Source organism: Luteibacter sp. GL_149 (genome assembly GCF_057834065.1).
Genome location: NZ_CM174395.1, coordinates 509,796 through 535,491, shown reverse-complemented (window position 1 = coordinate 535,491; position 25,696 = coordinate 509,796). Strand labels below are relative to the sequence as shown.

25 protein-coding genes are annotated in these 25,696 nt (G+C 64.0%); 10 read left to right on the top strand and 15 right to left on the bottom strand.

All coding sequences use genetic code 11. From position 1 onward, the window contains the following. Positions 1 to 108: 108 nt before the first annotated feature. Positions 109 to 1,470, top strand: coding sequence for a GGDEF domain-containing protein (locus tag AC3IR3_RS02430; RefSeq protein WP_489195452.1), 1,362 nt, complete (start codon positions 109 to 111; stop codon positions 1,468 to 1,470). A 12-nt stretch (positions 1,471 to 1,482) separates the two neighbouring features. On the opposite strand, the gene AC3IR3_RS02425 is transcribed toward AC3IR3_RS02430, so the two are convergent. The 3 genes from AC3IR3_RS02425 to AC3IR3_RS02415 all read right to left on the bottom strand — a co-directional run bounded on the left by AC3IR3_RS02425 (position 1,483) and on the right by AC3IR3_RS02415 (position 3,184). Beyond that, complete coding sequence (locus AC3IR3_RS02425) at positions 1,483 to 1,734, bottom strand: hypothetical protein (protein WP_489195451.1); 252 nt, start codon at positions 1,732 to 1,734, stop codon at positions 1,483 to 1,485. Positions 1,735 to 1,889: 155 nt separating this feature from the next. After that, complete coding sequence (locus AC3IR3_RS02420) at positions 1,890 to 2,579, bottom strand: VIT1/CCC1 transporter family protein (protein ID WP_489195450.1); 690 nt, start codon at positions 2,577 to 2,579, stop codon at positions 1,890 to 1,892. Next, positions 2,576 to 3,184, bottom strand: coding sequence for an FUSC family protein (locus tag AC3IR3_RS02415; protein WP_489195449.1), 609 nt, complete (start codon positions 3,182 to 3,184; stop codon positions 2,576 to 2,578). Before AC3IR3_RS02415 ends, AC3IR3_RS02420 begins: the two co-directional genes overlap by 4 nt. A 150-nt stretch (positions 3,185 to 3,334) precedes the next feature. On the opposite strand from AC3IR3_RS02415, the gene AC3IR3_RS02410 reads away from it, so the two are divergent. Then, positions 3,335 to 3,841, top strand: coding sequence for a DUF1993 domain-containing protein (locus AC3IR3_RS02410; RefSeq protein ID WP_489195448.1), 507 nt, complete (start codon positions 3,335 to 3,337; stop codon positions 3,839 to 3,841). Between the two features lie 159 nt (positions 3,842 to 4,000). Here the strand turns inward: AC3IR3_RS02410 and AC3IR3_RS02405 are convergent, their stop codons facing one another. Together AC3IR3_RS02405 and AC3IR3_RS02400 are read right to left on the bottom strand one after the other, a co-directional pair. After that, a complete protein-coding gene (locus AC3IR3_RS02405) occupies positions 4,001 to 4,762 on the bottom strand; it encodes an ABC transporter permease (protein ID WP_489195447.1) in 762 nt (253 codons plus the stop codon). Then, positions 4,759 to 5,715, bottom strand: coding sequence for an ABC transporter ATP-binding protein (locus AC3IR3_RS02400; protein WP_489197003.1), 957 nt, complete (start codon positions 5,713 to 5,715; stop codon positions 4,759 to 4,761). Before AC3IR3_RS02400 ends, AC3IR3_RS02405 begins: the two co-directional genes overlap by 4 nt. Positions 5,716 to 5,851: 136 nt before the next feature. Here AC3IR3_RS02400 and AC3IR3_RS02395 point away from each other — a divergent pair, with 136 nt between their 5' ends. The 6 genes from AC3IR3_RS02395 to AC3IR3_RS02370 all read left to right on the top strand — a co-directional run bounded on the left by AC3IR3_RS02395 (position 5,852) and on the right by AC3IR3_RS02370 (position 10,457). After that, positions 5,852 to 6,361, top strand: coding sequence for a DUF1993 domain-containing protein (locus AC3IR3_RS02395; protein WP_489195446.1), 510 nt, complete (start codon positions 5,852 to 5,854; stop codon positions 6,359 to 6,361). Further along, on the top strand, positions 6,358 to 6,912 hold the full coding sequence (locus tag AC3IR3_RS02390) for a DNA-3-methyladenine glycosylase I (RefSeq protein WP_489195445.1): 555 nt from the start codon (positions 6,358 to 6,360) through the stop codon (positions 6,910 to 6,912). The genes AC3IR3_RS02395 and AC3IR3_RS02390 overlap by 4 nt, the downstream gene beginning before the upstream one ends. Before the next feature lie 114 nt (positions 6,913 to 7,026). Further along, complete coding sequence (locus AC3IR3_RS02385; RefSeq protein WP_489195444.1) at positions 7,027 to 7,314, top strand: DUF2188 domain-containing protein; 288 nt, start codon at positions 7,027 to 7,029, stop codon at positions 7,312 to 7,314. 88 nt (positions 7,315 to 7,402) lie between these two features. Beyond that, positions 7,403 to 9,499, top strand: coding sequence for an ATP-dependent DNA helicase DinG (dinG, locus tag AC3IR3_RS02380; RefSeq protein ID WP_489195443.1), 2,097 nt, complete (start codon positions 7,403 to 7,405; stop codon positions 9,497 to 9,499). Further along, complete coding sequence (locus AC3IR3_RS02375; protein WP_489195442.1) at positions 9,496 to 10,050, top strand: HutD/Ves family protein; 555 nt, start codon at positions 9,496 to 9,498, stop codon at positions 10,048 to 10,050. The genes dinG and AC3IR3_RS02375 overlap by 4 nt, the downstream gene beginning before the upstream one ends. Next, on the top strand, positions 10,047 to 10,457 hold the full coding sequence (locus AC3IR3_RS02370; protein WP_489195441.1) for a YchJ family protein: 411 nt from the start codon (positions 10,047 to 10,049) through the stop codon (positions 10,455 to 10,457). The genes AC3IR3_RS02375 and AC3IR3_RS02370 overlap by 4 nt, the downstream gene beginning before the upstream one ends. A gap of 695 nt (positions 10,458 to 11,152) precedes the next feature. Here the strand turns inward: AC3IR3_RS02370 and AC3IR3_RS02365 are convergent. From AC3IR3_RS02365 to gltB, 5 genes are all read right to left on the bottom strand, one after another. Beyond that, positions 11,153 to 11,947 carry an SDR family NAD(P)-dependent oxidoreductase gene (locus AC3IR3_RS02365; protein WP_489195440.1) on the bottom strand — a complete coding sequence of 265 codons (795 nt, stop codon included), beginning with the start codon at positions 11,945 to 11,947 and terminating at the stop codon, positions 11,153 to 11,155. Positions 11,948 to 12,055: 108 nt separating this feature from the next. Continuing rightward, positions 12,056 to 12,850, bottom strand: a complete 795-nt coding sequence (locus tag AC3IR3_RS02360; RefSeq protein WP_489195439.1) for an SDR family NAD(P)-dependent oxidoreductase — start codon at positions 12,848 to 12,850, stop codon at positions 12,056 to 12,058. A 57-nt stretch (positions 12,851 to 12,907) separates the two neighbouring features. Further along, a complete protein-coding gene (locus tag AC3IR3_RS02355; protein WP_489195438.1) occupies positions 12,908 to 13,681 on the bottom strand; it encodes an NRDE family protein in 774 nt (257 codons plus the stop codon). A 201-nt stretch (positions 13,682 to 13,882) separates the two neighbouring features. Continuing rightward, positions 13,883 to 15,319 (bottom strand): FAD-dependent oxidoreductase, encoded by a 1,437-nt coding sequence (locus AC3IR3_RS02350; protein ID WP_489195437.1) that lies wholly within the window; start codon positions 15,317 to 15,319, stop codon positions 13,883 to 13,885. Then, positions 15,316 to 19,767, bottom strand: coding sequence for a glutamate synthase large subunit (gltB, locus tag AC3IR3_RS02345; RefSeq protein WP_489195436.1), 4,452 nt, complete (start codon positions 19,765 to 19,767; stop codon positions 15,316 to 15,318). The genes AC3IR3_RS02350 and gltB overlap by 4 nt, the downstream gene beginning before the upstream one ends. Before the next feature lie 422 nt (positions 19,768 to 20,189). Between gltB and AC3IR3_RS02340 the strand changes: the two genes are divergently transcribed. Both AC3IR3_RS02340 and AC3IR3_RS02335 read left to right on the top strand, forming a co-directional pair. Beyond that, positions 20,190 to 21,347, top strand: coding sequence for a murein hydrolase activator EnvC family protein (locus tag AC3IR3_RS02340; RefSeq protein ID WP_489195435.1), 1,158 nt, complete (start codon positions 20,190 to 20,192; stop codon positions 21,345 to 21,347). 54 nt (positions 21,348 to 21,401) lie between these two features. Beyond that, a complete protein-coding gene (locus tag AC3IR3_RS02335; protein WP_489195434.1) occupies positions 21,402 to 22,760 on the top strand; it encodes a S41 family peptidase in 1,359 nt (452 codons plus the stop codon). A gap of 62 nt (positions 22,761 to 22,822) precedes the next feature. On the opposite strand, the gene AC3IR3_RS02330 is transcribed toward AC3IR3_RS02335, so the two are convergent. From AC3IR3_RS02330 to AC3IR3_RS02310, 5 genes are all read right to left on the bottom strand, one after another. Further along, positions 22,823 to 23,434 (bottom strand): LysE/ArgO family amino acid transporter, encoded by a 612-nt coding sequence (locus tag AC3IR3_RS02330; protein ID WP_489195433.1) that lies wholly within the window; start codon positions 23,432 to 23,434, stop codon positions 22,823 to 22,825. Then, complete coding sequence (gene tatC / locus AC3IR3_RS02325) at positions 23,431 to 24,198, bottom strand: twin-arginine translocase subunit TatC (protein ID WP_489195432.1); 768 nt, start codon at positions 24,196 to 24,198, stop codon at positions 23,431 to 23,433. The genes AC3IR3_RS02330 and tatC overlap by 4 nt, the downstream gene beginning before the upstream one ends. Next, entirely contained in the window at positions 24,185 to 24,601 is a 417-nt protein-coding gene (gene tatB, locus AC3IR3_RS02320) for a Sec-independent protein translocase protein TatB (RefSeq protein WP_489195431.1), read from the bottom strand. Before tatB ends, tatC begins: the two co-directional genes overlap by 14 nt. Positions 24,602 to 24,613: 12 nt before the next feature. Further along, positions 24,614 to 24,868 carry a twin-arginine translocase TatA/TatE family subunit gene (gene tatA / locus AC3IR3_RS02315; RefSeq protein ID WP_132142315.1) on the bottom strand — a complete coding sequence of 85 codons (255 nt, stop codon included), beginning with the start codon at positions 24,866 to 24,868 and terminating at the stop codon, positions 24,614 to 24,616. Between the two features lie 64 nt (positions 24,869 to 24,932). Further along, a complete protein-coding gene (locus tag AC3IR3_RS02310) occupies positions 24,933 to 25,622 on the bottom strand; it encodes a lipid-binding SYLF domain-containing protein (RefSeq protein WP_489195430.1) in 690 nt (229 codons plus the stop codon). Positions 25,623 to 25,696: the final 74 nt, after the last annotated feature.

The window sequence follows — 25,696 nt, the reverse complement described above, 5'->3', positions numbered from 1 at the left end:
AAAGCCAACAGGGCGGTGACGCGGGGTCGCCACCCCAGCCCATCGCTTGCCGCCCCGGCTTCTCGTAAGATGTGACCTATTTCGCAGAACAACGCGACGGTCGGGGACGTGCGTTTGGACAACCAGCTTTGGGAAGGCAAGTACCACGCGGCGCTCGAGCGCATGGACCGCGAGGTATCGCAGTGGCGATCGGTCGAATCCTTGTTGCGCCAGCTGGTCGGCTGTCTCGGACAGGCCGCGCGAGGCGCGCATGACGATCTCGACCGGCATCTGGATGGCGTTCGCGATGCGATACACGGCCCCGCCGATCCCGCCGTGCTCGAACCCCTTGTCTCCGGATTGACGGATGCCGTTGCGGGCCTGCAACGCCCCCGCGTCGCACACCACGAAACACCCGGCGCGCCTCCGCGCGTCGCCCGGACGGAAAACGGTTCGTCCGTTCAGTCGGCGCTGAGCCGCCTGGTCGACCGTATTCTCGTCGTACCCCGGCTGACGGAACGCGCCGCCAACCTGCGTCGCGACGTGGCCAATGCGGACACCCTGGTGTCGCTGGCGTCCTGCGGCGAAAAGCTGGCCGACCTGATCAACGAACAGCGGCTCGCACTGCAGCGGGAAATCGATACTCTTCAATCCATCCTGCGCCATGTGACCGGACGTCTCGACGAGATGACGCAGCACATGTCGCGCGAACTGGCCGACCAGTCGACGGGCGAAGCGAACGGTCAGGCACTCGATGCTTCGGTCGCGAATGAAATGCGGCTGCTGGGCGACGCCGCACTGGAAGTGGACGACATCACCGAGCTGCGCTTCCAGATCGGCACCCGGCTGGACGCTATCAACGATTGCTTCCGCGAATTTCGCGAGCGCGAAGGTGCGCGGCTATCGGCCTATCGCGAACGTGCCGAAAGCATGCGCTTGCGCGTCGAGCAACTGGAAACCGAACGCGCCACGCTGCAACGTTCGCTCGAGCGCGAACACGAACTGGCGCAGACCGACACGATGATCGGCATGCCCAATCGCCTCGCCTATGAAAAGCGCATCGAGGCCGCGTACGAAAGCTGGCTGGTCACAGGGCACCCGCTTTCCATTGCCGCGATCGACATCGACCATTTCAAGAGCATCAACGATACGTACGGCCATACGGCGGGCGATGCGGTGCTGCGGATCATCGGCCAGGCGCTGGTGAAACATGTGCGGCCCTGCGATTTCGTGGCACGTTACGGCGGCGAGGAATTCATCGTCGTTTTCGATGGCGCCGACGAAGCCGAAGCCTTGCAGGTAAGCGATCGCCTGCGCGGCAAGATCCAGCTTCTGTCCTTCCACGCCAGTCGGCAACACGTACGTGTCACCGCGTCGATCGGCGTCGCCCGCTTCATGCCCGGCGATACGCCCCGGTCGGTGTTCGAGCGAGCCGATCTTGCGCTTTACACCGCCAAGAACGGCGGACGCAATCGTTGCGTGGTCGGCTGAACCGGGAACGCTCTAGCACGGCCTGGCGCGAAACCATCGCATGTCGCGATCATGAACCGGCGCATCGTCATGATGCGATGCCTTTGGCTGCCCTGGATGCGACATGCAGTTGTCCGCCAGTTCGCCCCTATCGTTGACCACATGCAGCTTCGTCGGCATGACCACGGGCGTGCCCTGCGCCTTGCGGTCGTCGAGGTGGGTAATCGCCAACGCCAGCCCGCAGAACCAGGCCATAAACAGAAGCACGAAGTAGCGCTGATTCACGGGTCATTCCTCGACATGACAGGCCCACCCACGGGGTGTCGGTGGCTGTCCCATTTTCTTGAGCGCGACTATCGGCACACCATGCGCCCATCGCCCGGTGCGGACGCTACGTATTCCGAAGGACATGTGGGCGGTTGCCGACATAAGCCCCGGCCTCAGGCGATGCCGAATAATGCACCCACCGCCGACGTGGCCGCCATCGCGGCGGCACCCCAGAAGCCGATGCGACTGGCCCCACGAAGCATGCTCGCCCCGCCGAGCCGCGCGGACAGCGCCCCCAGCCCCAACAGCGCGAGCAGCGAAACACCGACTACCCCGGCCGCCAGATAGCCGTCGGGTGCCAGCCAGGCGGCCAGCAAAGGTAGCAGCGCACCGGTCGCGAAACTGGTCGCCGAAGCGGCCGCCGCCTGCAACGGTCGCGCCGCGGTGGTATCGGACAGTCCCAGCTCGTCGCGGGCATGCGCCTGCAGCGCGTCGTGCTTCATGAGTTGATCGGCCACGGTGCGTGCCAGATCGCGGTCCAGTCCGCGCATGACGTAGATCTCGGTCAGCTCGCGGTGCTCGCCGGTCGGATCGTTCTCCAGCTCCCAGGATTCCAGGGCGAGTTCGGCCCGCTCGCTGTCCGCCTGCGAGTAGACGGACACATACTCGCCCGCTCCCATCGACATGGCGCCGGCCACCAGTCCGGCGACGCCCGCGATCAGCACGTTGCTCGCACCCGATTCGGCGGCAGCCACGCCGATCATCAGGCTCGCCGTGGACAGGATGCCGTCGTTGGCGCCAAGTACCGCCGCACGCAGCCAGGCGATGCGACCCGTGCGATGTTTCTCCCGATGTCGCCTCATGCGTCGTCCTCTCGCGTCTGTTCGTGGATAAATGCGGCCTGGATTCGCGCCATGACCCAGCTCACCGAAAGAGCGCAGACCGTCCCCAGCGCCACCTCGCCCACGCGGATGAATGCGAACTCCCATGGCGGCCCGGCCGAGGGCACCAGCAGGACGATCGTGGCGGTAACCGCGCCAAGCCGCGCCGACGTGCCGGCGTTGAGTATCCAGCAGGCAAGGATGACGACGAACACCGCGACAACAAAGGACACGATCTGCCCGACGTCCAGCCATATTCCGAACAGTCCCGCGACGGCGCCCAGCGCCGCGCCGATGCATTGGTCGCGCGACGAACCGCGGGTATCGGTGTAACTCAGCTGGGTAACGGCGATGGCGGTAATCGCGGCCCAGAACGCCTGCTGGGTATGCAGCAACAGACCGATGCCATAGGCGATCAACGACGCGGTACTCGCCTGCGTCGCCATCAGCAGGCCCTTGAGCACCCGGTGGCCGACAGGCATCGAGCGAAACAGATAATCCAGCGCCCGCTCGGCACGATCCAGACGCAACAACCGATACGCGGCGGCGGTGCGCCTGGCGTCGCGTGTGGGCTCGTCGGGTTTCATCGTGTGGCGGTCCTCGATCTGTCGGCACCCGACGGCACCGGGTCCGAGCATGGTATCGCGCCAGTTCCCCACGGGACCGGGTGGCCGCACAATAGCGCCAGTTCAATGCCCGGCTACGGCTGTGTCCTTACCCAACAAGCGAGTCTTTCGATGTCCATCACGATGTACCACGCCACGGTGCCCGGTCTTGTCCGTGCGCTCAACGCCCTTTCCAGCGTCCTGAAGAAGGGCGAAGTCCATGCGACGGAACGCAACATCGCACCCGAAGTACTGCTGCATACGCGCATTACCCCGGACATGTTCCCGCTGATCCGTCAGGTACAGATCGCCACCGATATGGCCAAGGGCGCCGTCGCCCGCCTGGCTGGCGTCGACCCGATTCGCCTCGACGACAACGAAACCACCTTCGCCGAACTGTATGCCCGCATCGACAAGGTCGTGAACCTGCTGGAGAGCTTCACGCCCGAGCAGATCGACGGCAGCGAAGACCGCGACATCCTGCTGAAAATGCGCACGGGCGAAATGCATTTCAAAGGCCAGGACTACCTGCTCGGTTTCGTGCTGCCCAACGTGTACTTCCACTGCACCACGGCCTACGCGATCCTGCGCGGTGTCGGCGTCGTACTGGGCAAGTCCGACTTCATCGGCAAGCCGTGACTAAGAGCGGGGGTGGGGGTGGGTAGTGGGGGCGCTTTTCCGCCGGGCGCCCGAGGGATCTGGTTGCGCCCGGCAGACGTAACATCTGCGTGGCGCTTGTCGTTCCCTCGGACTTACGCCGGATTTACGCCCCCACTACCCACCCCCCATCCCCGCTCCTTACGATTTAAGCTTCCACCCCGTGCGGAAAATCCACCACACGATGGCAAGACACAGCAGCATGAACCCGAAGGTCATCCCGACGCTGACGAACACGTTCACGTCCGCTTTGCCGTAGAAGCTCCAGCGGAAACCGCTGACCAGATACACGACCGGGTTGAACAGCGTGATCTTCTGCCATACGGGCGGAAGCATGCTGATCGAATAGAAACTGCCACCCAGGAAGGTCAACGGAGTAACGACCATCAGCGGCACCACCTGCAGCTTCTGGAAGTCGTCGGCCCACAGGCCGATGATGAAACCGAAGAGGCTGAAGGTGATGGAGGTAAGGATCAGGAAACCCACCATCCAGACCGGGTGTTCGATGTGGTACGGCACGAAGGCACGCGCCGTGATCAGGATCAGCAGACCGAGCGCGATCGATTTCGTGGCGGCCGCACCGACGTAGCCGATGACGACTTCCACGTATGACACGGGCGCGGAAAGCAGTTCGTAGATCGTGCCGGCCCACTTCGGCATGTAAATACCGAACGATGCGTTGGAAATGCTCTCGTTAAGCAGCGAAAGCATGATCAGGCCGGGAATGATGAAGGCACCGTAGCTCACGCCGCCGATATCGCCCATGCGCGAGCCGATGGCCGCGCCAAAGACCACGAAGTAAAGCGATGTCGACAATACCGGCGAGGCGATGCTCTGCATCAGCGTGCGGAACGTGCGGGCCATTTCGAAACGGTAGATGGCGCGGATCGCGTGGAAGTTCATGCGCGCGACCTCACCAGGCTGACGAAAATATCCTCGAGCGAACTCTCGCTCGAATGCAGATCCTTGAAATCGATACCCAGCTCGCTCAGTCGCCGTAACAGGCCGGCGATACCGGTCTCTTCGCTCTGCGTGTCGAACGTATAGACCAGCTGACGACCTTCGTCGGACAGTTCCAGAGGCAGGTCGGCCAGGTGTTCGGGAAGCTGCTCCAGCGGGTTCTGCAATTGCAGGGTCAGCTGCTTCTTGCCGAGCTTGCGCATCAGCGTCGCTTTATCTTCGACGACGATAAGTTCGCCGCTACTGATGACGCCGATACGATCGGCCATCTCTTCGGCTTCTTCGATGTAATGCGTGGTGAGGATGATCGTGACGCCCGACTCGCGCAGCTTGCGCACCATCTCCCACATATCGTGGCGCAGTTCGACGTCGACGCCCGCGGTGGGCTCGTCGAGGAACAGCACGCGCGGCTCGTGCGCCAGCGCCTTGGCGATCAGTACGCGACGCTTCATGCCGCCGGAGAGAGTCATGATCTTCGAATCGCGCTTCTCCCATAGCGACAGCTGGCGCAGTACGCGCTCGAGGTAGACCGGGTTGGGTGGGCGACCGTACAGGCCGCGACTGAACTTCACCGTCGCCCAGACGCTTTCGAACGCATCGGTGGATAGTTCCTGCGGCACCAGGCCGATCAGGGCACGCGCGGCACGGAAGTCGCGAACGATGTCGTGGCCGTCGACCGTCACGGAACCCTCGCTCCCGTTGACGATGCCGCAGACGATGCTGATCAGCGTCGTCTTGCCGGCACCGTTCGGACCGAGCAGCGCGAAGATCTCTCCGCGGCGAATATCCAGGTCCACGCGCTTCAGCGCCTGGAATCCCGACTTGTATATCTTGGAAAGGCCGCGCACGGAAACGACTGCGTCGGCGGAGGCAAGGCCGTCTGGCCGGGATTGCATATCTGGCATGGGGACCGGTCCGTGGGATCGTGCGAAATCGCGATGGTAGTCCTCCTTCGACGGGCTTGTCGCGGGACTTGTCGTGGACCGTTTCCGACCCCACCCTCTCGCAAACTTCCCAAAAAGGACCGCGGCCATGACGATTTCGCTTTACGAAGCTTCCGTTCCCGTCTTCGTTCGTGGCCTGGGGGTGCTGGAGCATCTGCTGGACAAGGCCGATGCGCATGCGGGCGCGCATGGCACGCCGCACGATGCGCTGGTACAGGCCCGCCTCGCACCGGACATGCTGACACTCGCCGGTCAGGTCCAGCGCGCCAGCGATACGTCGAAGTTCGCCGTCGAGCGCGTTTCCGGCGTGGCGTCGCCACGCTTTCCCGACGAAGAAACGACGTTTCCGGAACTGCGCAAGCGCATCGCCGCGACAGCTGCGTGGCTGGAATCGGTGGATGCCGCCACCGTCGATGCCGCCGAATCGCGCCAGGTCGAATTCAAGCTCGGGTCCGACGTGCGCCACTTCACACCGAAGGCGTATCTGCTGACATTCGCGCTGCCCAATTTTTTCTTCCACATCGCGACGGCGCACGACATTCTGCGCAATCAGGGCGTGGCTGTCGGCAAACTCGATTATCTGGGACCGTACGCGTGAAGCGCTGCGCGTGGTGCGATACCGACGACATGATGCGCGCCTATCACGACGAGGAATGGGGCGTACCGGAACGCGACAGCCGCGCGCTATGGGAAAAACTCATTCTCGACGGATTCCAGGCGGGTCTCTCGTGGCGAACCATCCTTGCGCGACGCGATGGCTTCAGACGGGCATTCAAGGGATTCAACCCGAAGGTCATCGCGCGGTTTGGCGAAAAAGACGTGGCACGGCTGGTGGTCGATGAAGGAATCATCCGGTCCCGCAGCAAGATCGAAGCGACCGTCGGCAACGCGAAGGCCTATCTGGCGATGCAGGCGGCCGGCGAGGATTTCTCCGACTTTTGCTGGGGATACGTGAAAGGCAAGCCGATGGTGACCAAAGGGCCGCGTCCGACCCAGACCGAACTGTCGGTGGCGCTGTCCAAGGCATTGAAAAAACGCGGGTTCAAATTCGTGGGACCCGTAATCGTCTATGCGTGGATGCAGGCCGTTGGACTGGTGAACGACCATGAGGCGAGCTGCTTCCGCCATAAGCAGGTAGGCCTGTTGTAGGAGCCCGCTTGCGGGCTCCTACCCAGAACGCGCAAGTCCGGCTGCCCATTAACGCTTTTATTCCTCACCCCGGCGTAGCGTGGCTGAACGGCCCATCCTGTGAACGAGGACATCATGGCTTCGAGTTCCGCCCAGCTTTTCATCCCTTACTGCGACGTCGCGCAGGGGCCATGGATTGTCCACCGCGCCTCGCTGCCCCTCGGTCGTTATTCCTCGCAGGCTCAGGCCATCGAGGCTGCGGAAGGCATGGCGCCCGCGCTGTCCTCCAGTCTCGGCAGGCCCGTGAAGATCCACGTCCAGCAGCTCGACGGGACCTGGCTGGAGCACACGTACGTCGCGGCGGGCCTGGTGAACCAGGTGCGCGACCCCCTGCCGACGGGACATCACGGCTTCCACCACTGAAACATTGCTGACACGACCGGGGTCTGGCGGCCGGTTTAGGCCACGGTTTCCGTTACCCTAGGGAAGTTGCCGTACCGACCCCCTTCCCATGCTCACCGATGACACCAAGACCGCGATCCGCGCCTCGTATGCGCGGCTGAAAGACGGCCTGACGGGTTTCCGTGGGCGCGCGTCCCAGCTGCGCATGATCGCTGAAGTCGCCAAGGCGCTTTCCGAAACCACCGGCGCCGCCGTGATCGAGGCCCCCACGGGCACCGGCAAGTCCATGGCGTACCTGATCGCGGGACTGGAGGTCGCGCGCGCGCAGAAGAAAAAGCTGCTCATCGCCACCGCCACCGTCGCGCTGCAGGAGCAGCTGGTGCAGCGCGATATTCCCCAGTACCTGACGCTTTGCGGCGTCGAAGCCAAGGTCGCACTGGCCAAAGGCCGCCAACGGTATCTGTGCCCACGCAATCTGCGCATGGCGCGTGCCGAACCGGCGGCGCAGACCGGGTTTTCCTTCGACGCGGATCTCGCGATCTGGGCAAAACCACCAGCGGCGCGCGACACCCAGGCTATCGAGAAACTAAGCGAAGCCTTCGAATCCCGGGCGTGGAACGGCGACATCGATACCAGTCCCGAACCGTTGTCGGACCTGGTCCGCGGCATGGTCACCACCAGCGCCGGCGGCTGCACCGGCCGCAAGTGCGGCTCGTTCGCGGTCTGCCCCTTTTTCGTGGCACGGCGCGCCATCGGCGAGGCGGAAATCGTGGTCGCGAATCAGGACCTGGTACTGGCCGATCTCACCATGCCGCGCGACGAAGACACCTTCGGCGGCGTGATCCTGCCCAAGCCGGAAGAAACGCTCTACATCTTCGACGAGGCGCACCACGTTCCGGCGAAAGCCATCGATCGCGGAGCGGCCGACGTGCACCTCGCCACGGCGGTACGCCGCATCGGTCGCCTGCAGAATCAGGTGCATGGGGCGTATTCGCTCACCGATAAAGAAAACATCGGCAATCTCACGCTGGAAGCCGGCGACGAGAAACTGCTGGAGCTTTCCGGCGCGCTCGAGGAAATCGAACGCGACATACGCATGAGCTGGACGCCTTCGGGAAGCGAACTGGAACCTGTCTTTCGCGCATCGCTCGGTCAGCTTCCCGAGAACTGGAAGATGCTCGCGCAAGGGCTGCACCTGCTGACCCGCGACATCCAGCGCTGGCTGCGCACCGTACGTCGTACCGTCGTGGAAATGGAAGCCGGCGGACCGACGCAGGAAGCGCTGTCGCGCGAACTCGGCGTCGCGCTGGAACGTCTCGAACGTCAGGTACGCACGTGGTACGCATGGTCGACCGACGACCGCGAGAACGGGCCGCCGCTCGCACGCTGGGTCACGCTGACGCCCGATCAGCAACTGGTCTGCCATGCATCGGCCGTGTCCGCCGGCGGCCTGCTGCGCAACGTCCTCTGGGACAACGCGGCCGCTGTCGTCATGACCTCGGCGACGTTGAGCGCAGGCGGCAATTTCCGTGGATTCGCCGACGCCGTCGGCTTGCCCAACGATGCCCTGACGCTTAGCCTGCCCTCGCCTTTCGACCTGGAAAAACAGGCCACGCTCGAAGTGCCGGCGATGCGCACGCTGCCCGACGACCGCGAAGGCCATGCGCGCGAAGTCGCCGAATGGCTGGCCGCGAATCTCGACTGGGAAGCGGGCAACCTCGTGCTGTTCACCTCGCGCGCGAAACTCGATCGCGTCTTGCAGGTACTGCCTATCGAACACGTGCGCAAGGTACGCGCACAGGGTTCGTTATCGAAAGCCCAACTGATCGCGGAACATCGCGAAGACGTCGACGCTGGCAAGGGCAGTACGCTGTTCGGACTGGCATCGTTCGGCGAAGGCCTGGATCTGCCGGGCAAACTCTGCGAAACCGTGGTCGTCACGCAGCTTCCTTTCGCGGTACCGACCGATCCCGTGGGCGCGACGTATGCCGAATGGCTTGAATCGCGCGGCCGCAATCCGTTTATCGAGGTCAGCGTGCCCGACGCGACACGTCTCCTTACGCAGTACTGCGGCCGTCTCATCCGCACGGAAACGGATACGGGCCGGATCGTCCTTCTGGATCGTCGTGTGGTCGTCAAACGTTATGGCGCCGGCATGCTGCGCGCGCTACCGCCTTTTGCGCGCGATATCGAGCGCGCCGCATGACGACGATCCGCGCCACCGATCTTATTGCCGTGCCGTGGAAGAACGGCATGGGCGTGACGCGTGTCGTCGCCACCGAGCCGGCCGATGCCGGTATGGACGATTTTCTCTGGCGCGTCAGTGTGGCCGACGTCGACACCGCTTCGCCGTTCTCGGCCTTTCCCGGCGTCGACCGCACGATCGTGCTGCTTGAAGGTGCCGGCTTCGTCATGACCCTGAATGGCGAGCGCACACACGCACTTACCACACCGTGCGATCCGTTCGCGTTCGAGGGAGAGGCCACGGTCGATGTCGAACTGGCCGGCGGTGCCACGCGCGATTTCAATCTGATGGTCCGTCGCGGCCAGGCCCGCGGCAAAGTAGACGTGCTACGCGAGTCGGCACGGCTCGGCGACGATGTCGTGCTCGTCTATCTGGCAGGCGGGCGCGCATCGATCGCAGGCGCGACACTGGCCGCAGGCGATGCATATCGCCCGGATAGTGGCGATCGTCTCGAACTGAACGAGCACGCCGTCGTACTGATCGTGCGTATCGATGCAGGCCAGGTTGAATGACCGCGGATATCCACGGCAAACCATGCGTGTGCGGCTCGGGTAAAACATACGGCGCATGCTGTGCGCTCTACCACGCGGGCACAGCGGCACCTACGGCCGAAGCGCTGATGCGTTCGCGTTACAGCGCGTACGTCTTCGCGCTGGAAGATTATCTGCTGGCCACGTGGCATCCGCACACGCGCCCTGCGTCGCTGGATCTCGCCACGCAGTCGCCGAAGCCCACGTGGCTGGGCCTCGACGTCAAGCGCCACGACATATCCGGCACGAACACCGCCGTCGTCGAATTCGTCGCGCGCTTCCGCCACGGAGGCGGTCGCGCGGAACGACTTCACGAAATCAGCCGCTTCGTCCGCGAGGACGGCCGCTGGTTTTACGTCGATGGCGATATTAAGAACAGCCATCTGTAAGAACGCTCGAGCGCCCCAAAAAAAGATTCATCGCGGATTACCGGGAAGACTTGACGCGTCTCGTCGAGCTTCGGTCGAGGACAGCCGTCTTACACTTGTGCTGTCGAGGAAGCCGCGACCGGGTTGGCCCTTGGGGCCTTCGGCGCCGTCCCTGCGGGAGCGGGCCGTAGTGCCGCTTTCGCTCCAACCACTCATCGCGGCCCTCGGCTAAGGCGGCCCCAAGGACCAACCCGGCCACGGCACCGTCGACGGCGGTTTGCTGCGGGGAGAGCGCGAGCCAAGCACGTGAGGGGGGCCGGACCGGATACGCTCACCACCGGTCATGCGTCACGCGCTGCTTTCCCCCACGTGACCGCAGCAGTCGGAAGAGCCGTCGGCCACCGCCCTCGACGCGACTTGCGGAACCGAGCGCGGTGGGCGGAAAAGGCCCGAAGGGGGCGGACCAGGACGGTCCGCCGTTTTCGCTGAGGCATGGAGGCCGAATCGAAAACCCCCGCCCGCCGCGCGGGCGCGACGGGGCGCAGCCATAGAACACCAGCCGCGCAGCGGCTATCCGTTCCCGAGCGACGGTGGAGACGGAGCGTCGAGGGCGGTGGCCGACGGCTCTTCGCGAAGCGTCCCAGCGCGACGGCAATAGCGATGGCAAAGCCGAGCCCGCCCGGTAATCCGCGATGACCCCAAAAGAACCAGCGGGATCAGACGATCGAACGGACCACGCCACCGTCGACGCGAACTGCGGCACCGGTCGTTGCGGATGCCTGTTCCGACGCAAGATAGACGGACAGGCTGGCGACCTCATCCACCGTCGCGAGACGCTTGATCAGCGACGTCGGACGATGATCGGCGATGAAGTCCTTCTCGACCTGTTCCAGCGATATACCCTTCTCGGCAGCGATCTTGCCGAAGAACTCACCGACACCTTCGGAAAGGGTCGGCCCCGGAAGAATCGCATTGACCGTAACGCCGGTGCCGGCAAGCGTTTCCGCCAGGCCACGCGATACGCCGAGCTGCGCCGTCTTGGTCACGCCGTAATGCACCATCTCGGCGGGAATCTGCACGCCCGACTCGCTGGAAATGAACTGGATACGTCCCCATCCGCGCTTCGCCATGCCCTGCGCATAGTGCCGCGACAGACGAACGCCCGAGAGTACGTTGACGTCGAAGAAGCGCTGCCATTCGTCGTCGGCGATATCGAAGAAGCCCTTCGGCTCGAAGATGCCCAGGTTATTGACGAGGATGTCGGTATCGGCAACCCGGGCGATCAGCTTTTCGGCGCCTTCGCGCGTACCAAGGTCGCCCGCCACGCCGGTCAGCTTCGCGCCGGGAACCTGCGCGGCGATGGTAGCTAGCGCCTCATCCACGCGTGCCTGAGTGCGGCCGGTCACGACGACATGCGCACCCGCGGCCGCGAGGCCGGTGGCGATGGCCAGGCCGATACCGGCCGTGGAGCCGGTAACGACAGCATGACGGGAACTGAGATCGATATTCATATGAAGGTCCGAAGGGATAGGAGGTGTCATCCGATAGAGTCGGGCCGACGCCTCACCGAATCAATTGCATCTGCTGCAAAAGACTCTATCCCCAGCGGCAAGGAACGGTCAGACCAGATGGCGCACGATGCCACCGTCCACCCGGAATGCGGAACCGTTGATCGCCGATGCCACATCGGATGCGAGGTAGATGGCCATGCTTGCCACCTCGTCGACCGAAGCCAACCGTCCCAGCAAGGAGGTGGGTCTGTTCCGTGCGATGAAGTCGCGCTCGACCTCCTCAGGCGTTTCACCGCCACGTGCGGCCATGCCGGCGAACATATCGGCCATGCCTTCGGTAAGGGTCGGCCCCGGAAGAATCGTGTTCACCGTGACGCCGGTTCGCGATAGCGTCTCCGCCAGACCGCGGGCGAGCGCCAACTGGGCCGCCTTCGTCGCTCCGTAATGGACCATCTCCGGTGGAACCTGCACAGCGGAAATACTGGAGACGAAGACAACCCGCCCCCAACCGCGCGATGCCATCCGTGGCGCGTAGTGCCGCGAAAGTCGCGCACCGCTCAGTACGTTTACCTCGAACAGTCGCCGCCAGTCTTCGTCGTCGATTTCGAACAGCGGCTTTCGCTCGAAAATGCCGATGTTGTTCACGAGGATGTCGGCTTCCGGTTCGTAGGCAACAAGCTCATCGACCCCTTCGGTCGTACCCAGGTCGCCGGCGAAGCCGCTCAGCAGGGCGTCTGGCGTCTCGCTCCGGATCGTTGCCATGGCGTCGTCGACACGTTCGGCGGAACGTCCATTCAGGACCACATGAATGCCCTGTCGGGCGAGTCCGTGCGCAATAGCGAGGCCGATGCCTCCCGTGGAACCCGTGACGATGGCGCGGCGGATGGAGGGGGTAGTACTCATGTCGGTCTCCCTGACCTTATTGGCAATGTCTCGCCGTGAAACCGAACCGTCGACGGTTCAGTGTGAAGCTGTATCCGTATCGAGGCGTGTTTCACCCATCGGAACGCCATTGGGTCCGAAGCGGCGTTCGACGATGATGGTGCGGTTATCGTGGTCGATCATGATGATCGTGCTCGCGCGCGTGCCGTAATTTTCGCCGACGATGAACGCGCTGGACAGAAAGCTTTCCCGTTCCACGCCGATGCCGGTATCCGGAAGGAGGTCGTCGGGCCAGCGTTCCCGATCGGACAGCATCGCGAACAGTGCATCGGTGTCGGCGTTCCCGCCATCCGCGATCCATCTCGTCAGTCGCCGTTTGAGCGCCTGGGTCTTGGGCCACGGTGCATTGAAGTCGGCGTTCGAAAGGCCGTGAATGCCGGGCACCACCACTTGCCCGTGTGTGCCCGGATGATTGCCGAGATAGAACGCGCTACGTTCGTCGAACGTAAGGAAATTGAAAGGCCGATACCGGTCCGCGGTCGCGCCCAGTTCATGCGCATGGTCTTCGGCGGAAATCGATGCGTCGAGATAATCGGCCGCCAGCAGACCGCGCGATGCGCCGCTATGGTCCGCGGACGGGTCGCGTACGTTGGTGATAACGCACGCCCGGCCGTGCGGCGCGATGCCCATCCACGTGCCGCCGGCTTCCAGATCGCGCCCCGCCATGATTCCGGGGGCTTCGTCCCATCGTGCCAGCGGCGCTGTCGGGCGTACATGGAATTCGTCGCGATTGCCGAGCAGCAGTAACCGCCAGCGCGGATGCGCATGCCAGGCGAAGGCGATCAGGCACATGGGAGGTGGCCACGGCTAAGCATGGCGGCATTGTCGGGGATGGAGCAGATGAGGGCTAGTGGCGAATAGTGAATCAACCTTCAAGCCGCTGCGGTGCGAATCCCCCCTCACCGTCATTCCGGCGCACGTGCGCCGGAATGACGGTGAGGGGCAGGTAGATCGCATGGAAACGATAACGGCGCCGACACAACGGCAAGCCGCTTACGCCAGCGCCTTGGCCCCGACGACCTTCCCAGCCAGCATCCGCGCAATCGACCCAGCCGCTTCGCGCCCGTCATACACCGCACGCACGACCAGATCGGCACCGCGTACGTTGTCGCCACCGGCGAAGATATTCGGATGGCTCGTCTGCAGCGGAAGATTGCCATTCTCGCCGACACGAATGCGACCGCTCTCATCGCGATCGACACCGTACAAATCGCACCAATCCGGCGGGCTCGGCTGGAACCCGAAGGCCTGAATGACCACGTCCGCACGCAGTTCGCTTTCGCTTCCGGGCACATTGCGCGGACGCGGGCGACCGTCGCCATCGTCGACGAGCTGCGTTTCCACCACCTGCACGGCACGCACGCGGGTACCGTCGCCAATCAAGGCCAGGGGCTGGCGCTGGAACAGGAAACGCACGCCTTCTTCGCGGCTGTAACCCACTTCGCGCCTCGATCCGGGCATGCTGGCTTCGTCGCGACGGTACACGCAGGTGACCGATGCGGCACCCAGGCGGATCGCCGTGCGGTTGCAATCCATGCCGGTGTCGCCGCCGCCGAGAACGACGACGTGCTTGCCGGCCAGATCGTACTCCGGCGCGGGCTCCCGTTCGTCCAGAAGACGCTCGGTATTGGCGATGAGGAAAGGCAATGCATCGTGCACGCCGGCCAGGTCGCGTCCTTCGAGGCGACCGTCGACATAGGTATAAGCACCCGTACCGACGAAGACCGCATCGTAGTCGTTGAGCAGTTCCGCAAAGTCGATATCGCGACCGATCTCGACGCCCAGGTGAAAGCGCACGCCCATGCCTTCAAGCACCATGCGGCGCGTACGCACAATGTTTTTGTCGAGCTTGAACGGCGGAATGCCGAAGGTCAGCAAACCGCCGATTTCATGCTGGCGATCGAACACGTGCGCCGCAATACCCGCGCGACGCAGACGGTCGGCACAGGCGAGCCCTGCCGGACCGGCGCCTACGATGGCGACACGCGCCCCCGTTTCGCGGACGTGTGAAAGATCGGGACGCCAGCCTTGACGAATCGCCTCGTCGGTCACCCAGCGCTCGACGCTACCGATGGTGACCGCGCCGAAATCGCCTTGCTCCAGCGTGCACGCGCCTTCGCACAAACGATCCTGCGGACAGACGCGACCGCAGATTTCCGGCAGCGGATTGGTTTCGTGCATCAAAGTGGCCGCTTCGAACAACCGCCCGTCCTGCACCAGCTTCAGCCAGTTCGGAATGTAGTTGTGTACCGGGCAGGCATGCTCGCAATATGGATTGCCGCAATCGATGCAACGCTCCGATTGCGACGCCGCTTCGGTCGACGCGAAGTCGCCGGAGATTTCGCCATAGCCAAGTACGCGCACCGCGACTGGCACGGTGCGCGGCGTCTGTCGCGGAATCTCAAGGAAACGGAAGTCCTTCGAACTCATGCCGCACTCCTCAATTCTTCGGCCAGGGCATCGAGACTGGCCGCCTTCGGCTTCACCAGCCAGAAGCGCTGCAACAGGCCACGGAAATCGCCGAGCACATGACGGCCCCACTTGCTCTGCGTGAGTTCGACATGACGTGCGATGAGCTGGCGCAGATGCTGCATGTAATGCTCCATGCCTTCGGGCGAAATGCGCACGATGTCCACGAGTTCGTGGTTGTAGCAGTCGACGAAGTCGCGCTCCAGATCTAGTACATAAGCGAAGCCGCCCGTCATGCCCGCACCGAAGTTCAGACCCGTGCCGCCGAGTACGGCGACGATGCCGCCCGTCATGTATTCGCAGCAGTGATCGCCGGCGCCTTCGACGACAGCGAGCGCGCCGGAGTTGCGCACGGCGAAGCGCTCGCCGGCCTGACCCGCAGCGTAAAGCTCCCCGCCGGTCGCACCGTACAAACAGGTGTTGCCGATGATCGTGGCGTCCTGGCTGGCGAACGGAGAATCGTCAGGCGGACGCACAACGATGCGACCGCCCGCCATGCCCTTGCCGACACCGTCGTTCGCTTCGCCGACCAGGTCGATGTGGACACCGCCAGCATTCCACGCGCCGAGGCTCTGCCCCGCCGCACCTTCCAGATGCAGCGCGACGGGCTTGCCGGCCATGCCGACATCGCCCCAGCGACGCGCGACATCGCCCGACAGACGCGCACCGATGGCGCGGTCCGTATTGACGATGGGATAGCGGAACGTGCCGCCCACGCCATCGGCGACGATAATGCGTGTATCCGCGGATATGCGATTGGCCAGTGTGGCCGGATCGCGCATCGGATTGCGCGCCAGCGCACAGGCGAAATCGACCTTCGAACCCAGCGCGTCCTCGGCGATCAGCGGCGAGAGATCGAGCTGATCCTGCACCGGCGTGACGCCATGGCGCTGCTCCAGCCGGCCGCTCTGGCCGATGAGTTCGGCCAGCGAACGAACGCCCAACCGTGCCATATGCTGACGGACATCTTCCGCGACGAAGCGGAAGTAGTTCATCACCATATCCGGCAGGCCAAGGAAATGTTTCTGACGCAATACCGGATGCTGCGTGGCCACGCCCGTGGCGCAGTTGTTCAGATGACAGATGCGCAGGTATTTGCACCCGAGCGCGACCATCGGTCCCGTACCGAAACCGAAGCTCTCCGCACCGAGCATCGCCGCTTTGATGACGTCGAGGCCGGTCTTCAGACCGCCGTCGGTCTGCAGGCGCACGCGACCGCGCAGGTCGTTCAGGCGCAGCGTCTGCTGCGTCTCGGCCAGACCCAGTTCCCACGGCGTACCGGCGTACTTGATCGAGGTCAGCGGACTGGCGCCCGTACCGCCATCGTGACCGGACACCGTGATCAGATCCGCACCCGCCTTCACGACGCCCGCCGCCACCGTGCCGACGCCCGCATGCGAGACGAGCTTCACCGAAATCAACGCCTGCGGATTCACTTCCTTCAGGTCGTGGATCAGCTGCGCGAGGTCTTCGATGGAATAGATGTCGTGATGCGGCGGCGGCGAAATGAGGCCAATACCGGGTTTCGCATAACGCAGACGCGCGATGGTGGCGTCGACCTTGTGGCCGGGAAGCTGACCGCCCTCGCCGGGCTTAGCCCCCTGCGCGATCTTGATCTGCAATACCTCGGCATTGACCAGATACGACGGCGTGACGCCGAAGCGGCCGGACGCGACCTGCTTGATCTTGGACGCACGGTCGGTACCGTAACGCGCGGGATCTTCGCCACCTTCGCCGGAATTGCTGCGCGCACCGAGACGGTTCATCGCGATCGCGAGAGCCTCGTGAGCTTCCGGCGACAGCGCACCGAGCGACATGCCGGCCGAATCGAAGCGACGCAGGATGTCTTCCACCGGCTCGACTTCGTCCAGCGGAATCGCCGTGCCTTCGCGCGGTACCAGGAGATCGCGCAACGCCGATGGCGGGCGCGTATCGACGTACTGGGCATAGCGACGGTAATCCGCCCATTCGCCCGTGCGTACGGCCACCTGCAGACTCGCGATAACGTCCGGGTTGTACATGTGGAACTCGCCGCCATGCACGTACTTGTACAGGCCACCCGCGCGCAGCGACTGCGCCTCGTCCCACGCTTCCGCGGCAAGCAGGCGCTGTTCGTGCTCCAGATCGGCGAAGCTCGAACCACCGATGCGCGACGGCGTGCCGGGAAAACAGAGTTCGACGACGTCGGGCGCAAGGCCCACGATTTCGAAGAGCTGCGCACCGCGATAGCCCGCGACCGTCGAAATACCCATCTTCGAAAGAATCTTCAGAAGACCCTTGCGAATCCCGCGACGGTAGTTGCGTCCGATTTCCCGCGGCGCGCCTTCGCCCTTGCGGATATGGCCGCTGCGACCCATGTCGAACAGGCTCTGGTAAGCAAGCCAGGGATAGATGGCCGTGGCGCCGAAGCCGAGCAGGCACGCGAAGTGATGCGGATCGCGCGGCGTGGCCGTCTCGACCATGATGTTGCATTGACATCGCAGGCCAGTATCCACCAGACGCGCGTGCACCGCGCCCACCGCCAGCAGCGAATGGATCGGCAACATGTCGCGACGCGGATAACGGTCGCTCAGGAATACGACGCGTACGCCCGAGCGCACCGCCGCCTCGGCGGCGTCGCAGATACGAACGAGCGCCGACTGCAAGGTTTCGTCGTCGCCGTACATCAGGTCGAAACGCGGCGTGTCGGCGTAATCCGGATGCGCAAGGATCTGGCGAAGCTTGCGCTGGGAAAGCACCGGCGAGTTGAGCAGTATCTGCCTCGCGTTCTCGGGACCGAGATCGAAGATGTTACGTTCCTGGCCGATCTGCGTCACCAGCGACATGACCAGTCGCTCGCGCAGCGGATCGATGGGTGGGTTGGTAACTTGCGCGAAACCCTGGCGGAAGCGGTCGAACAGCGGACGGATCTGGCGCGACAGCACAGCCATCGGCGTGTCGTCGCCCATCGATCCGGTCGCCTCGGCTTCCGTTTCGGCCAGCACTTTCAGCACCGACTCGCATTCTTCGCGCGACAGTCCGTAGAGCTTCTGGTAACGCTTCAGTTCATCGGCAGGCAGCGGTTCGGCGGCGAGGCTGGGATCGATGAGATCGGATTCCAGATACGTTACGCCTGCGCGCAACCAGTCGCGGAACGGTGCACGGGCACGATTGATCGCATCGATGTCGGCATCGCGCAGCAGGCGGTGCTCGCGGAAATCGACGGCGATCATTTCGCCGGGCGCAAGGCGCCCCTTCGCCACCACGCGCGACGAAGGTACGTCCCACAGACCGGCTTCGGAGGCGACGATAAGATGATTGTCGTCCGACAACGCCCAGCGCGCGGGACGCAATCCGTTCCGATCCAGCGTGCAGGCGGCGTAACGGCCGTCGCACATCACCAGACCGGCAGGGCCGTCCCATGGCTCGCTATGCAGTGCGTAATATTCGTAGAAGGCCGAAAGATCTTCGTCGATATCCTCGCGCGCCGAGTACGCCGGCGGCACGAGTACGCGCATCGCGGTGAGCAGGTCCATGCCGCCGATCAGCAGTACTTCCAGCGCATTGTCGAGGCTTTCCGAGTCCGAACCCTTCTGCCGCACCAGCGGACCGATATCGGACAGGTCGACCTTGGGCGATCGCATGACCGACTGACGCGCCTGCATCCAGCGACGATTGGCGCGAATCGTATTGATTTCGCCGTTGTGCGCCAGCAGACGGAACGGCTGCGCCAGACGCCACTGCGGCGACGTATTGGTGGAGAAGCGCTGATGGAAAACGACGGCGTCGGCGATCAGGGCCGGATGAACGAGGTCCGAGTACACCTGACGCAGATGGCCCGGAGCCGCCATGGCCTTGTAGCCGATGACCTGGGCGGACAGCGACACCACGTAGAAATGCACATCGTCGGCCAGCGCCACTTCGGCGCGGCGACGTGCGCGGAACAGGGCCGCTTCGAAAACGGCATCGTCCATATCGGCGCCGGCGTCCACGAATACCTGGCGCACGCGCGGCATCGCCGCGGCGGCCTGGGGTCCGCATGCTTCCGGATCGACGGGAACGTCGCGCCACCCGGCGACCGTCAGACCCGCGGCAAGCAGGTGACGGCCGAATTCGTCGGCGGCACCGTCGTCGCCGGACGGATCGAGAAAGACCACGCCCGCCGCGAAACGATCGCCCACCGCAATACCCGAGTCGCTGGCCAGTGCCCGCAGCCAATCGACGGGACGGCGGATAAGCACGCCGCAACCGTCCCCGCTGACGCCATCCGCATTGACGCCGCCGCGATGGGACAGTTTCGCGAGCGCCGAAAATGCCGTATCGACCAGTGCGGCGCTCGCACGGCCGTCTATCTGCGCAACGATGCCAAAGCCGCAGCTATCGTGTTCGAACGCCTCATCATAGAGTCGCGGAATGCCTTGCTTCACCATCCGCCTCCTCCTGGCATTAGGTTTTGCTGGGCGCCCGGAGCGCAACTTTCCTGTGCGGCGATAGTTCTGCCGCACACGAAGCACGATCGGGCATGCGCCCCACTTTACGCACATTTGCCGCGACGCGTCAAAACGTCTGGACGTCTAAATGGGATGGCAACGGCCGCGCAACGGAATTCTTACGACGCGAGCGCGCAGACCAGTCCTAGCGGATCGCGATTCCAGGCGGGGGTGGGGGCATACCAGAGCGGGGGGGGTGGGGGGTGGGAAGTGGGGGGCGTGCTTCCGGCGAACGCCCGAGGGAACGACAAGCGCCCGGCGGACGTTGCTTCCGCCGGCCGACGCCAGCCCCCTCGACCGCTCGCCGGGGTTACGCCCCCACTTCCCACCCCCCATCCCCGCTCTGGGTAATAATCGAACCCATGCACCCACGCTCCCATTTCCTCGCCTGTGTCCTCGCCCTCGTCCCCGCCCTCCCCGCCACGGCGCAGGAGGCCAAGGCCCGAACCGAACAGGCCGAGACGAAACAGAAGCTGGACGACGTCCGCAAGAATCTGGACTCCCTGACCCGCGAACAGCGGGAAACGGCGAACACCCGCGACAGCGCCAACGCCGAGCTGGCCCGTCAGGCCGAACAGGTGTCGACAGCCGCCCGTGCGGTACGCACCACGGACGCCGAGCTGGCATCCAAACGCCAGGACCTGGAGCAGCTCGGGCAGCAGCGCGACGGCCTTCAGGCCGGTCTCGCGAAGCAGAAGGGGGCCCTGGACGATCTCCTTCGCGCCACTTATACGCTGGGCCGTGGCTCGGACCTGCAATTGCTGCTGGGCGACGAGGATGTCGCCAAGATCTCCCGCGCCCTCGCCTATTCGCGCTACTTCCAGGAAAACCGGGTCGCACGCATCCGTTCCCTGCTGGCGGATCTTTCGAAGCTTCAGGAGGTCGAATCGGCGATCGTGGCCGAACAGGAAGCGCTGAAATCGACACTCGCCGAACGGGAAAAGCGTGCCCGCGACCTGGAAAGCCAGCGCGGCATGCAGCAGAAGGCCGTGGCCGAGGCAGACTCGAAGTACAAGGATCAGGCCCAGCGCATCGCCGCCCTGAAGCAAAACGAAGAGGCCATGAACTCGCTGGTCGCGAAGCTGCAGAAGATCATCGACGAGGCACCCAAGGCAGCGGCACCCAGCGCGCCCAAGGGCGTGCCGGCGAACGCGCCGACGGCCAACCTCCGCGGCAACCTGCCGTGGCCCGCGTCCGGTCCGGTCCATGCATTCGGCGCAGGCGTACTGATCGGTGCGCCGCGCGGCGGCGAAGTGCATGCCGTGTCCCGCGGGCGCGTGGTTTTCGCCAACTTCCTGCGCGGGTACGGCATGATGCTGATCGTGAACCACGGCAATGGCTGGATGAGCCTGTACGGCAATAATGAAACGCTGCTGCACAACGTCGGCGACATGGTCGAGGCTGGCGAATCGGTCGGCACGGCCGCGCTGCCCGCTGGCGCCAATGGCGGCGTGTATTTCGAGCTGCGCCAGAACGGCAAGCCGGTCGACCCCAGAACGTGGCTCAGCCAGCACAAGTAACACCGATCACACGCGTCCCCCACCTACCCCCTGCAAGCAACACCGGAGACTGGCATGCGTCATCACCCCCTGAGCACGGCACTTTGCGCGGCGTTCGCCATCGGCGTCGCAGCCATCGCCCTGCCCGCCCATGGCCAGGCCGTGAAGCAACCCGATGCACCCGCCGCTTCGTCGACCACCGCCGCCGCCATCGCCGCGAAAGCCGACGAGCCGGTCAGTCTGGAAGACATTCGCAATTTCACGCGGGTGTACCAGATCGTGCGCCAGGCCTACGTCGAAAAACTCGACAACAAGACCATCATGAAAGCCGCCATCAGCGGCATGCTGGCGGGCCTCGATCCGCATAGCCAGTATCTGGACAAGGAAGGTCTCGACGAACTCAACGAGGACACCACGGGTCAGTACGGTGGCCTCGGCATCGAAGTGCTCCAGGTCGACGGCCTGCTGAAGATCGTCTCGCCGATCGACGACACGCCCGCGTCGCGGGCGGGCATCAAGCCCGGCGACACCATCCTCAAGATCGACGGCAAGCTGATCGACGCGCAGAACATCGACGAATCGTTCAAGAAGCTACGTGGCGATCCCGGCAGCAAGATCACGCTCACGATTCTTCACGAGAAAACCGACAAGCCTGTCGACATGCCGCTGGTACGCGAACGTATCGCCGTGACCAGCGTGAAAGTGCGCGAACTGGCCCCCGGCTTTGCGTACATCCGCCTCAGCCAGTTCCAGGAAGACACGACCAGCGATCTGGAAAAGAAACTCAACGCGCTGATCGCGAAAAATGGACCGCAGAAGGGTGCGGTACTGGATCTCCGTTCGAATCCCGGCGGCCTGCTCACGGCAGCCGTCGGCGTCAGCGATGCGTTCCTCGATTCCGGCAATATCGTTACCACCAAGGGTCGCCTCGCCGACGCCAACCTGCGCTTCGACGCGCACCCCGGCGATCTGCTGCGCGGCGCACCGATGGTCATCCTGACCGACAACGGCACGGCGTCAGCCGCCGAGATCGTCGCAGGTGCACTGAAGGACAACCACCGCGCGCTGACGATGGGGCGCCGCACGTTCGGCAAGGGCGTCGTGCAGACTGTATTGCCGCTTGATGCCGAACACGCGGTGAAGATCACCACGGCGCGTTACTACACGCCGAACGGCACATCGATCCAGGCCGAAGGCATCAAGCCGGACATCGCGCTCGCGGACCTCGCGGTGAACAAAGCCGACACTCCGCCGCAGCTGATCGGCTCGGAAGCCGACCTGCCGAATCATCTGGTCAACGAAAAAGCCGGTGCCGACGAGCAGTCGACGAACGACGACGAAGGCAAGCTGGCAATCGAAGACTATGCGCTGTCGCAGGCGTTGAATGTACTGAAGGGCATGGCATTGAATCGCCCGGCACCCGCAACGAAATAGCGAAGGTTGTTTGCAGGAGCGTTCTCGAGCGCTCCTGCAAAGTTCGTTGACGATTGGAGGTGTCAGAGCGACAAAAGCAATCGCAGCGCTATTGCCCACATCACCAATGCGATAAGTCCATCGAGCACGCGCCACGCCATCGGCTTGCGAAACAGCGGTACCAGTACGCGCGAGCCGTAAGCGAGCCCGAAGAACCAGACGAACGACGCGGTAGCGGCGCCCGTCGCGAACCATGCGCGTGCGGCGCCCGGGGTCCATGCGGTCGACAGGCTGCCGATCAGCACGACGGTGTCGAGATAGACGTGGGGATTGCCCCAGGTGAAGGCTGCGCAGGTGGCGAGCACCGGTAGCAGTCGCGCGGGCGGTGCGCTTTCGTCCATGTGAATCGTGTCGGGATGAAAAGCGCGGCGCGCAGCCTTTATTCCGTACCAGACCAGCACCAGTGCACCGGCAATACCGATCGCGAGCATCAGCCCACGATGGTTGCCGATGAGGCTGCCGAGCCCGGCAACGCCAGCGACGATCAGCAACGCATCCGACAGCGCACAGAACAGCGCGACTGGCAGGCGATGCTGCCTGAGCAACCCTTGCCTGAGAACGAAGGCGTTCTGCGCACCGATGGCGATGATCAGGGACGCGCCAAGCAGCAGTCCCGAAACGAAAGCGTCGCTCATCGTTCCTTGATTTCCTGCCCCGGCTTCAACAGGAAACGCACCGCCAGCAGACCCAGCTCATAGAGCAGGCACATCGGAATGGCGAGCATGACCATCGACAACAGATCGGGAGGCGTGATGAAGGCCGAAATCGCGAAGGCACCGACGATGGCGTAGCTGCGTCCCTTGCTGAGTTTTTCGGCATCCACGACGCCGACCGCCGCGAGGATCACGACCGCGACCGGCACTTCGAAGCAGAGACCGAACGCGAAGAACATAAGCACGACGAAATCGAGGTAATGCGTGATGTCCGTCATCATCTGCACGCCCTCGGGCGTGACCGCGGTAAGAAAGCGGAACGCCGCAGGCATCACGACGTAGTACGCGAACGCGCAGCCGGCGTAGAACAGCACCAGTGCCGCAACGAGCAACGGCCGGGCAAGACGTTTTTCGTGCCGGTACAGACCCGGACTGACGAAGGCCCAGAGTTGGTACAGGATCATCGGCATGCTGATGAACAGCGCGACGTAGAACGCGAGCTTCAGCGGCGTCACGAACGGACTGGCCACTTCGGTGGCAATCAGGTGCGCACCCGCGGGAAGACGCTGGACCAGCGGCAGCGCCAGTTCCGCGTACAGCCAGTTCGCTACGGGCACCAGCGCAAGCAACACCAGCAACAGGGTGACGACGGCGCGAAGCAAGCGGGAACGCAGTTCGATCAGGTGCGAGAACAAGCCCTCTTCGATCGCGTCCTTCTCGGACGGATCGGGGTCAGCTGCGGCCATGCGGGTCGTTCCTGGGCTCCGGGTCGATGGATGGCTCGGCCTGCACCGGCGCATTCAGGGGGAGCATATGCTGCTGGGGATCGGGTACGGCGTCGGGTGCGGCATGGCGGGCGATCTGCGACTCGGTGAAGGAATCGCGCACACGGTCCGTGGTACCGCGAATATCGTCGCGCACGCTGTCGTGCGTGGCACGTGCGGCATCCGCCGTCTCGCGCAACGTGCGCTTGATTTCTTCGGCCTGGATTTCGCGTTCGACTTCGGCGCGTACGCTGTCCCAGCCACTACGCATGCGACGCAGCAGCGCGCCAGCCGTGCGGGCGGCTCCGGGAAGTTTCTCCGGGCCGAGCACGATCAACGCTACCACCGCGAGCAGCAGCAGTTTGCCGAAGCTGATCTCGATCATTGTCGCGGAAGATCAGTTGCCGCGATCGCGCGGCGTCTCGTTCGCGTCGGCTGTCGACGGCGGCACCGGCTTCGCGGGCGGCGGATCGGCGCGCAGGCGCTCGGCTTCCAGGCGCTCACGTTCGGCCTTGGCTTCTTCGTCGCCGTCGAGACCTTTCTTGAAGTCGCGTACGGCGCCGCCAATGTCGGAACCGATGTTGCGAAGTTTCTTCGTACCGAAGATCAGTACGACGACGAGTAGCAGCAGAACGATGTGGGTGATGCTCATGGGGGCCTCTCGAGCGCGTGTCCGGACGGATTAATGTACCGGACACTCGCAGGATTGTTCAGGATTATCGCTGAGTGTACTCCTCCAGACGGTCGCGGAAGTCGACCACCTGGGAAGGTACGTTGGTGACGCCACCCTCGAAGATACGGCGCGGCGTGACGCCTTCGCCATAGATTTCCTTGTTGGCGTCGTCGTCGATACGCAGGGCGGCGCCGTCGAGCGCGATGCCGGCAAAGAGGCCCTTGGAGCGCGAATACGAGTAGATCTCGGCCTTCAGCTGGCTATCGGTCGACGCCTGGGCGGTGCGCCCCACCGGGCCGGCGGCGGCGGAGGCGTCGGCGCCGATCGTGAATTTGCCGTTGACGATGGAGTCCACGCCGCGATCGGTGCGGAAGACCAGGATCAGGTCGGTCGACGAAATACCGGCCTGAAAGCCGAAACTGCCGCCCGTAATCGTCACGAAACTGGGGTTGGACCAGGTACCGTCCGGACTCTTGACCGAAATCAGGCCCTCGCCGCGCTTGCCACCGAAGATGAAGCCGGCCTTGACCATGTCGGGAATGACGGCGATGGCGCGCGCATTCTTGAGCAGATCGGTGGGAACCGCCTTGTCCGGCGCTTCGTTGACCATTTCCTTGAGCACGCGCACCGCGTTCGTCGCACGCGTCAGCGGCGGGTCCTCGGCATGTGCCGCCATGGCGGGCACGAAGGCAAGCAGGCCGAGTATGAGCAGGCGTTGCAGGCGATGAGTCATCGAAGAGGCTCCTTGTTTGGGATTCGAGGGCGGCTGCGGCATCGGCACCGAAGGTGTGGCCGCGACCTTGTGGC